This window comes from Aliibacillus thermotolerans (genome assembly GCF_027853235.1).
GTDB classification, from domain to species: Bacteria; Bacillota; Bacilli; order Bacillales; family Marinococcaceae; genus Aliibacillus; species Aliibacillus thermotolerans.
The window spans coordinates 42,521-52,414 of record NZ_WKJG01000029.1; the positions used below are offsets into that span (position 1 = coordinate 42,521).

Genomic DNA, 9,894 nt, shown 5'->3' on the forward strand with positions numbered 1-9,894 from the left:
CAATTGAGTGCTAAAAGGATGTGACCATTCAATGGCTTTAACAACAGGAATTGTAGGCCTTCCAAATGTCGGAAAGTCTACTTTATTTAATGCGATTACACAAGCAGGAGCAGAATCTGCAAACTACCCGTTTTGTACGATTGACCCGAATGTCGGAATCGTCGAAGTGCCGGATCATCGGTTAGAAAAGCTAACGACTCTTGTAAAACCGAAAAAAACGGTTCCAACGGCGTTTGAATTTACAGATATTGCCGGAATTGTCGAAGGAGCAAGTAAAGGAGAAGGACTTGGAAATAAATTTCTGTCTCATATTCGTCAAGTCGATGCAATCTCCCATGTCGTTCGTTGTTTTGATGATAGTGATATTACTCATGTTTCTGGAAGTGTCGATCCGATTCGGGACATTGAAGTCATCAATTTAGAGCTGATTCTCGCGGACTTGGAATCTGTGGAAAAACGAGCGGTCAAAACGGCAAAAATGGCAAAAACAAAAGATAAAGAAGCAATGAAAGAACATGCTGTCTTGGAAAAGTTACTCGCCGCTTTTGAAGCGGAAAAACCGGCTCGCAGTGTGGACCTTACAAAAGAAGAAAAAGAGGTCGTGAAAAGCTTTCAATTACTTACGATGAAGCCGGTATTATACGTGGCAAACGTCAGTGAAGAAGATCTCTTGAGCGAAGAAGATAACGAGCACGTGAAAAAAGTCAAAGAATTTGCGGAAAAAGAAGGGTCTGAAGTAATTACCGTTTGCGCTAAAATCGAGGAAGAAATTGCGGAACTCGATGGCGATGAAAAAGCGGAATTTTTAAAAGAACTAGGCATTGAAGAGTCAGGACTTGATAAGCTCATTCGCGTCGCATATCGGTTGCTCGGTTTAGAGACATACTTTACTGCAGGAGAACAAGAAGTAAGAGCATGGACCATTCCGAGCGGCACCAAAGCTCCACAAGCAGCAGGAGTCATTCATAGTGACTTTGAACGTGGATTTATCCGTGCGGAAGTTGTCAGCTATGATGACCTAGTAGCGGCAGGTTCCATGACCGCTGCCAAAGAAGCCGGAAAAGTACGTCTTGAAGGAAAAGATTACATTGTTCAAGATGGAGACGTTATTTATTTCCGATTTAACGTTTAATATTGTGATGTATCATTTATTTTGCTATAATGACTAAATGTGAGAAAAGTGAGTGAAATACGAATAGATTTTGCTCCTTGCTCTTTATTTTTAAAAAAGAGCCGTAAGTCCAGAAGGAGGTGACGCAAGCGATGCGTAAATATGAATTGCTCTATATTTTAGCTCCGACCGTGGAAGAAGACCAAATCAAAGAAACGATTGAACGTTATAACAACGTACTCAAAAACAACGGTGCGGAAATTGAAAAAGTCGATGAAATGGGTAAGCGCCGACTTGCTTACGAAATTAACGACTTTAAAGACGGTTACTATGTCGTTGTGTACACACAAGCAGAACCAGCTGCCATCGATGAGTTTGACCGTCTCATTAAAATAGATGACAATGTCATTCGCCATCTCGTTGTTAAAGACGAAGATTAATGACAAAAAGGGAGAGGTACTTATGATTAATCGCGTGGTGCTTGTCGGCCGTTTAACTCGAGACCCGGAATTAAGATATACTCCAAATGGAGTAGCTGTTGCCAATTTTGGCATTGCAGTCAATCGTCCATTTACGAACCAGAGAGGGGAACGAGAAGCTGATTTCTTTAACTGTGTCGTTTGGAGAAAACAGGCAGAAAACGTCGCTAATTATTTGAAAAAAGGAAGTTTAGCTGGTATCGATGGTCGTTTACAAAGTCGTCGCTATGAAAACCAAGAAGGACGACAAGTAACCGTCGTGGAGGTACAAGCGGAAAGCGTCCAATTTTTAGAGCCGAGAAGCGTTACAGCGTCACGCGGTAGTGATCCTCAAATGAGTCCACCAATGGATCAATGGGAAGGAAGTCAAGGGTACAGTTCTGGTCAAAGTTCTGGTCAAAGTTCTGGTCAAAGTGCCGATTTAAGCAATGATCCATTTGCGGATGCAGGAAAAACAATTGATATTTCGGATGATGATTTACCGTTTTAATGAAAACAAAGCAAAAAGGAGGGACTAACATGGCACGTCGTCGCGGAAAACGGAGAAAAGTATGTTATTTTACGGTCAATAAAATCGAAAAAATTGACTATAAAGACGTAGAGCTTTTGAAAAAATTTATTTCTGAACGTGGTAAAATTTTACCTAGACGTGTGACAGGTACTTCAGCTAAGTACCAACGTCAATTGACAAAAGCAATTAAACGGGCACGTCACGTAGCTCTCCTTCCATATGTGAAGGAACAATAAAAACAAGAATCAGCGGAGGAGCTTCCTTCGCTGATTTTTTTCAACTTGGCAGGATGAAATCAATTAAAAAAGAAAGTCATCGTCCCATGATGAATACCCTCTTAATAGAAGTTATTTTAACCCGTATTACGTCTCGAAAGACTTGCTATTCGGTATAATAAGAGAAGAGAGATGTTGGATCATCAAGCGAAGTGATAGGTGCCATCTTTTTACTCGAACGAGGGTGAGAGAGATTGTTTGTCTTTCTTTTTATGAAGGAATAGCTTAAAATGTATCAATAGGTTTCTTTTACATTTTCACATGTTTACCCACATTTTGTAAGCAGAAGAGGTGACTTTTTTGCAGGATACGAAAAGGTTAACTGAAGGAGCAATTTTAAGTGGGATATTTATCGTCTTATTGTTACTTTCTCTTTATGTTCCTTTATTTATTTCGATATTGTTATGGTTCTTGCCTTTACCTTTTATCATATACACAGCACGTCACGGTTGGAAGCCAGGAACTGTGATGTTTGTTGCTGTTTTGGTGTTGTCCGTTCTTGTTGGTGGGATACTCGGACTTCCGAATGCTTTTCTTTCCGGAGCCGGTGGAGTGGTTGCTGGCGAGTTGATTCGCCGTAAAAAAGAAGCATTTATCGTTCTCGCGGGAAGTGCCGTCACGTACATAGTAGGGATTGTCTTATTGTATGCAGCTTCTGTTTTAATCCTTTCCACGGATCCAATGATTGTCATGCAAGATGCAATGAGACAGTCATTAGAACAAGCAGAAAGAATGATTGTGTCCATCGGTCAAGAACCGTCTGAAGACCTAGCGATGTTTGAAGAAATGATTCACCAAATGGGACATCTTGCTCCGTTATTCATTGTTTTTTCAGGAGCGATTTACGCTCTTGTGGCACAAGGGATTGCTCATGTGATCTTTCGCCGTTTAAAAATGGATATTGTCCCTTTCCCTCCATTTAGAGAATGGAATTTACCTAGGTCTTTACTGTGGTATTATTTAATCGTAACCATTTTATTTTTCATCGTTGGAAACGAACAAACGACATTAGCAATCATTGTTTGGAACCTGTTTCCATTGCTTGAAACGTTGATGGCGATTCAAGGGTTTACCGTCGTGTTTTACTATTGTTATGTGAAATCCATATCCAAAGCGTTGCCGATTATTTTAGTGATCGTCGGTTTTTTGTTACCAATTATTCACTTGCTCGCCCGTTTGTTAGGTATTATCGACTTAGGATTTCATTTAAAAAAACGTCTGGAATCTGATTTGAAGTAGGGGTTGAAATTATGCCTGAATTGTTTTCCAAACGGCGGTATGGACTTGCCGTCATTGCCCTTCTCTTGTTTTCCGTTTTACTTCTTGGTGCGTTGACGTATTATCAATGGCGATTAGGTCTTGCGGGGCTTATTTTGCTCGTGCTTTTGTCTTTGTATGTTTTTCGTACCCAAAGTGTATTTGAACAAGACATAGAAAACTACATTCAAACGCTCACTCATCGCGTTAATAAAGCTGGCGAAGAAGCGGTCACCAAGCTTCCAATTGGGATCCTATTGTATAATGAAGAGAAGGAAATTCAATGGGCAAATCCGTATATGAGACAATTTTTGCCGGAAGAATTTCTGGGAGAAAAAATCACCATGATTGATGAAAACTTGATCTCCCGAATTGAAGAAGGCAATGAAGAGATCTACGTGACTTTAAATGAAAGACAATACGTTGTGCATGTCAAAGCAGTAGAGCGTCTTTTATATTTCTTTGACATGACGGATACGATTGAAACGAAAAACCTTTACGAAGAAGAACAGACTGTCATTGCAATTATTTATTTGGATAACTACGACGACGTCACGCAAGGAATACCGGACCAAATTCGCAGTAAATTGATGAGTCATGTGACTTCGTTATTGAACGATTGGGCGAGTGAACATGGTGTATTATTAAGGAGTACTGCTTCTGACCGTTTTATAGCGGTGATGCACCAGCGTACTTTACGTGTTTTAGAAGAAACACGTTTTGACATATTAGATAAAATTAGAGAAACGACCGAAAAAGAAAAAGTAGCGATTACTTTAAGTATTGGTATCGGTTGTGGGGAACCATCTTTACAAGAACTTGGCGCTCTTGCTCAATCAAGTCTTGACCTTGCTCTTGGAAGAGGAGGAGACCAAGTGGCCATTAAAGAAGCGGATGGAACGATTCGTTTCTATGGTGGTAAGTCCAACGCCGTTGAAAAGAGAACACGAGTAAGAGCTCGTGTCATTTCCCATGCGCTTCGGGATTTTGTCCTGGAAAGTGACCAAGTCATTGTCATGGGACATAAAAATCCTGATATGGATGCAATTGGAGCGGCGATCGGTGTGTTAAAGATTGCAGAAGTCAATGACACCGATGCTTACGTTGTGGTAGACCCGAAAGAAATTAATCCGGATGTACAAAAACTAATGGATGAAATAGAAAAACACGAATACTTGTGGTCTCAGTTTATTACGCCGAATGAAGCGTTGGATCATATTACTCGTCAAACGCTGTTAGTAGTAGTAGATACGCATAAACCATCTCTTGTGATTGAACCGAAACTAGTGAAAGCAATTGATCGGGTAGTGGTGCTAGACCATCATCGTCGTGGGGAAGAGTTTATTAAAGATCCTGTACTCGTGTACATGGAACCATATGCCTCCTCCACTGCGGAACTAGTTACAGAGTTACTTGAGTATCAACCAGCCCCTGTGAAAATGGATACGCTCGAAGCAACTGCACTCCTTGCGGGGATCATTGTCGACACAAAAAGCTTTGCGATCCGTACCGGTTCTCGCACGTTTGATGCGGCTTCTTTTCTTAAGTCTCATGGGGCAGACACAACCCTTGTGCAAATGTTGTTAAAAGAAGATATCGAGACGTATGTCAAAAGGTCTCATTTAATTGCTAATTCTTTTATTTATCGAGAAGGAATTGCGATTGGAGTCGCACCGGAGGGGGAAGTGTACGACCAAATTTTAATCGCACAAGCAGCGGATACGCTTTTAACGATGGATCATGTGAAAGGTTCTTTTGTCATCTCTCGCCGAGGTGATGGAAAAATTAGTATCAGTGCCCGTTCCCTTGGTGATGTGAACGTACAAGTCATCATGGAGATGCTCGGGGGTGGTGGCCATTTAACACATGCTGCGACCCAATTTAAAGAAGACGTTACGTTAGAAGAAGCAGAACAAGAATTAAAACAAGCCATTGATAAATATTTGGAAGGGGGAAAACAAGAATGAAAGTTATCTTTCAACAAGACGTAAAAGGAAAAGGGAAAAAAGGAGAAGTGAAAGAAGTATCGGAAGGGTATGCGCGTAACTACTTATTTCCAAACAACCTTGCAGTCGAAGCAACGAAAGGAAACTTAAAAAGTCTTGAACAACAGAAAAAAGCCGAAGAGAAAAAAGCGAAGAAACAGTTAGAAGAAGCAAAACAGTTAAAAGAAAAATTGGAAAAAGAAAAAATAGAAATAAAAGCTAAAGCAGGTGATGGCGGACGCTTATTTGGCGCAGTTTCCACAAAACAAATTGCGGATATTTTAAAGAAAAAAGGTTTTACTGTTGATAAACGCAAAATCGAATTAGAAGAACCAATTCGTTCTCTTGGAGTGACAAAAACGCCGATTAAGCTCCATCCAGAAGTAACAGCAACCGTTGATATTCATGTCATCGAAGATAAGTAAAGATAACCTAGGAGTGAACGAGGATGAACGAGGTATATGCCGATCGGACACCGCCTCAAAATATTGAGGCAGAGCAAGCAGTCATTGGGGCTATTTTCTTAGAGAACGAAGCCCTTGTGACTGCTTCAGAACAATTAACACCGGAAGATTTTTATAACATCGCTCATCAGCGTATTTTTCGTGTCATGTTGGAATTAAACGAAAAAGGTAGCCCGGTCGATCTCGTTACCGTTACTTCCGTATTACAAGACTACGAATGGTTGGAAGAAGTTGGCGGGATTTCTTATTTAACAGAGTTAGCGACTTCCGTTCCGACCGCTGCGAATATCGGTTATTACAGTAATATTGTATATGAAAAATCTCTCCTTCGTCGTTTAATTCGAACGGCGACTCACATCGCAGAAGAAGGGTACGAAAGTGATTTAGAAGTAGAGGAAATATTGGACGAGGCAGAACGAGCTATTTTGGAAGTGGCGCAAAAACGTCGCACGAGTTCGTTTGTTTCCATCAAAGATGTTTTAATTGAGACTTACGATAATATTGAAAGGCTTCAAAATCGACAAACAGATGTCACAGGGGTCTCGAGTGGATTTGTCGAGCTGGACCGCGTAACAGCTGGTTTTCAACCGAGCGATTTAATTATTGTCGCCGCACGTCCTTCCATGGGGAAAACTGCTTTTGCGTTAAATATTGCCCAAAATGCAGCGATTAAAAGTTCCATTAACGTCGCTATTTTTAGTTTGGAAATGGGAGCAACGCAACTTGTGCAACGGATGCTTTGTGCAGAGGGAAATATCGATGCTACGAAGATGAGAACCGGAGCGTTGGAGGAAGAAGACTGGGAGAAGTTAGCAATGGCGATGAGCAGTCTATCTTCTGCAGGAATTTACATTGATGATTCACCAGGAATACGGGTGAATGACATACGAGCCAAATGCCGAAGACTTCAACAAGAACGAGGCATCGGCATGGTGGTAATTGATTACTTACAACTCATTCAAGGTTCCGCTACCTCACGCGGAGAAAGTCGTCAACAAGAAGTGTCTGAGATATCAAGAAGTTTAAAAGCATTAGCGAGAGAGCTAGATGTACCAGTGATTGCACTATCTCAACTTTCCCGCGGAGTAGAATCCCGTCAAGACAAACGACCGATGATGTCTGACTTACGGGAGTCAGGAAGTATCGAACAAGATGCGGACATCGTTTCTTTTCTTTACCGGGAAGATTACTATGACCAAGAAGCGGAAAACCAAAATATTATCGAAATTATTATCGCAAAGCAACGAAACGGTCCGGTAGGCACGGTAGAACTAGCCTTCATTAAGGAGTACAACAAATTCGTCAACCTCGATCGTCGTCACGATGAAAGTCAAGCACCACCGGGAGCGTAATCCCGAGAGGTGCTTTTTCATTTTAGTGGAACGAACATAAATCCTAATAATAAGTGAAATGTTCGTGTTTATATTGACTTTACCCGAATGAATTGATACACTTTAAAAGGATTATGGTCATAAAACGTACGTAGATGGACCAAGAAATGATGTAGAAAAAGCCCTGGGATCCAGGTGCTGGAGGTGGACGAAGTGTCGTCAGTTGTAGTAGTCGGAACTCAGTGGGGAGACGAAGGAAAAGGAAAAATTACAGACTATCTTTCCGAAAATGCAGAAGTCGTTGCTCGTTATCAAGGTGGAAACAACGCTGGACATACGATCGTTTTTAATGGCACGAAATATAAATTACATCTCATTCCATCCGGGATTTTTTACGAAAATAAAACGTGTGTCATCGGAAACGGAATGGTGATTGACCCGAAAGCACTGGTCGAGGAGTTAAAATATTTACACAGCCATGGAATAAACACGGATAATTTGCGGATTAGCAACCGAGCCCACGTGATTTTGCCGTATCACATTAAATTGGATCTTGCCGAGGAAAAAAGTAAAGGATCGAATAAAATCGGTACAACAGGAAAAGGGATCGGCCCTGCTTATATGGACAAAGCAGCCCGTGTTGGGATTCGGATTTCTGATTTATTAGATAAAGAAGAGTTTGAAGAAAAATTAGAGCGCAATTTAAAAGAAAAAAACCGTCTCTTAGAAAAAGTGTACGAAGAAGAAGGTTTTACAAAAGAAGAAATTTTAGACGAATATTACGAATACGGTCAATTTTTTGCGAAATATGTATGTGATACATCCGTCGTATTAAATGATGCAATTGAAGCAGGTCGTCGCGTCCTTTTCGAAGGAGCGCAAGGTGTGATGCTTGATATCGACCAAGGAACATATCCATTTGTAACATCTTCTAACCCTATCGCGGGTGGCGTGACGATTGGCTCGGGCGTCGGTCCATCGAAAATTAATCAAATTGTTGGTGTATCGAAAGCATATACAACCCGAGTCGGTGATGGTCCTTTCCCAACGGAAATAACGGATGAAATCGGCGATAAAATTCGTGAAGTTGGAAATGAATACGGAACGACAACGGGAAGACCACGCCGTGTTGGTTGGTTTGATAGCGTCGTCGTTCGCCACGCTCGACGCGTCAGTGGCATTACCGATTTATCGCTAAACTCCATCGACGTATTAACCGGGATTGACACGTTAAAAATTTGTACAGCTTATAAGTATCGTGGAGAAATCATTGAAGAATTTCCGGCCAGTTTAAAAGTACTCTCAGAATGTGAGCCTGTTTATGAAGAATTACCTGGTTGGACAGAAGATATTACAGGAGCGCGCTCGTTCAATGAACTGCCAGACAATGCCCGCCACTACATTGAACGAGTTTCTCAACTTACGAATATTCCAATCAGTATTTTTTCAGTCGGTCCAGATCGTAGTCAAACGAACTTAGTGCGAAACGTTTGGGGAGTATAAATAAAGAGTCTGAGACATAACTAGCCAAAAAGAATGGTTCCAAGCACTAACATTTGCTTGGAACCTTTTTTAGTGCGCCCGGCATGGGTGTAGTCTATAGGGTGCAAGTCCCGAGCCACGAAGGCAGAAGTAGTGGTTAGCTTAACGCAAGGGTGTCCGTGGTGACGCGGAATCTGAAGGAAGCGGGCGGCAAACTTCCGGTCCGAGGAACACGAACTTCATATAAGGCTAGGTATCACTGGATGAGTTTGCTGAACAAAACAAAGTCCTTTCTGCCAAAGGTGATACAGAGTAAATGAAGCGGATAGATGGAAGGAAAGACTACATTCTTACCCGAGGAGGCGTATCTCCAACAGTCCAATATTAGACAGAACCCTTGGCAACTCATATTGGAGTCACCAGGGGTTTAGAAGTCTACAAAAACGTTATGAATTCTTGCGTTACAAATCTTAATTGAACCGCCGTATACGGAACCGTACGTACGGTGGTGTGAGAGGACGGAGGTTCATCGCCTCCTCCTACTCGATTGGGTAAAGGAGGAGGAAAACATGCTCACGAGGCTCGCTATCATTTTATTCATCCTGTGGGCAATTGGCTTTTTCTTTGGAATCGCAGGTGGTTTAATACATACTTTATTCATCGTCGCGATCGTACTTGTGAAGAACGATTAGAACATTATCAGTCAGCTAGAAAAGTATCCGGAAGCCCTAGGGGATTATCGCCAATGGCTTCAAGAACAGGGAATAAATACAGATGGCATGCGACCGATGGGAAGTGCGGAGGCCACAATGAGGGTGTTTGCGAAGCGATTGAAGAATGGACGTAGTTGGGTAGATAAAGGCGTGCGTGCGATGAGTACTGGTTTAGTAGCTTGTCTGGATCATTTGTCGTTAAAAACCCCGTTTGGTCAAGTAGAAGCTAGGATGGATTCGAAGCAAGAGGACATTCGAACAAGAAGTTACATGAAAAAGATAGCTC

10 protein-coding genes and 1 pseudogene are annotated in these 9,894 nt (G+C 41.7%); all 11 read left to right on the forward strand.

Annotated elements, in window-relative coordinates; all coding sequences use genetic code 11:
• The first annotated feature begins 31 nt into the window (after positions 1–31).
• Entirely contained in the window at positions 32–1,132 is a 1,101-nt protein-coding gene (gene ychF / locus GJS40_RS04580) for a redox-regulated ATPase YchF (RefSeq protein WP_270896522.1), read from the forward strand.
• 131 nt (positions 1,133–1,263) lie between these two features.
• Complete coding sequence (gene rpsF / locus GJS40_RS04585) at positions 1,264–1,551, forward strand: 30S ribosomal protein S6 (protein ID WP_270896524.1); 288 nt, start codon at positions 1,264–1,266, stop codon at positions 1,549–1,551.
• A gap of 22 nt (positions 1,552–1,573) precedes the next feature.
• Complete coding sequence (gene ssb / locus GJS40_RS04590; RefSeq protein ID WP_270896527.1) at positions 1,574–2,080, forward strand: single-stranded DNA-binding protein; 507 nt, start codon at positions 1,574–1,576, stop codon at positions 2,078–2,080.
• 29 nt (positions 2,081–2,109) lie between these two features.
• Positions 2,110–2,337 carry a 30S ribosomal protein S18 gene (rpsR, locus tag GJS40_RS04595; RefSeq protein ID WP_270896529.1) on the forward strand — a complete coding sequence of 76 codons (228 nt, stop codon included), beginning with the start codon at positions 2,110–2,112 and terminating at the stop codon, positions 2,335–2,337.
• Between the two features lie 339 nt (positions 2,338–2,676).
• Positions 2,677–3,615 carry a YybS family protein gene (locus tag GJS40_RS04600; RefSeq protein ID WP_270896531.1) on the forward strand — a complete coding sequence of 313 codons (939 nt, stop codon included), beginning with the start codon at positions 2,677–2,679 and terminating at the stop codon, positions 3,613–3,615.
• Between the two features lie 11 nt (positions 3,616–3,626).
• Entirely contained in the window at positions 3,627–5,600 is a 1,974-nt protein-coding gene (locus tag GJS40_RS04605; protein WP_270896533.1) for a DHH family phosphoesterase, read from the forward strand.
• Positions 5,597–6,043 (forward strand): 50S ribosomal protein L9, encoded by a 447-nt coding sequence (gene rplI / locus GJS40_RS04610; protein WP_270896535.1) that lies wholly within the window; start codon positions 5,597–5,599, stop codon positions 6,041–6,043. Before GJS40_RS04605 ends, rplI begins: the two co-directional genes overlap by 4 nt.
• A gap of 23 nt (positions 6,044–6,066) precedes the next feature.
• Entirely contained in the window at positions 6,067–7,434 is a 1,368-nt protein-coding gene (gene dnaB, locus GJS40_RS04615; protein ID WP_270896537.1) for a replicative DNA helicase, read from the forward strand.
• 192 nt (positions 7,435–7,626) lie between these two features.
• Positions 7,627–8,916, forward strand: a complete 1,290-nt coding sequence (locus GJS40_RS04620; RefSeq protein ID WP_270896540.1) for an adenylosuccinate synthase — start codon at positions 7,627–7,629, stop codon at positions 8,914–8,916.
• Between the two features lie 548 nt (positions 8,917–9,464).
• Positions 9,465–9,587 carry a lmo0937 family membrane protein gene (locus GJS40_RS04625; protein ID WP_270896542.1) on the forward strand — a complete coding sequence of 41 codons (123 nt, stop codon included), beginning with the start codon at positions 9,465–9,467 and terminating at the stop codon, positions 9,585–9,587.
• A gap of 36 nt (positions 9,588–9,623) precedes the next feature.
• A pseudogene (locus tag GJS40_RS04630) lies at positions 9,624–9,770 on the forward strand (UPF0236 family transposase-like protein); the annotation flags it as partial.
• Positions 9,771–9,894 lie beyond the last annotated feature (124 nt).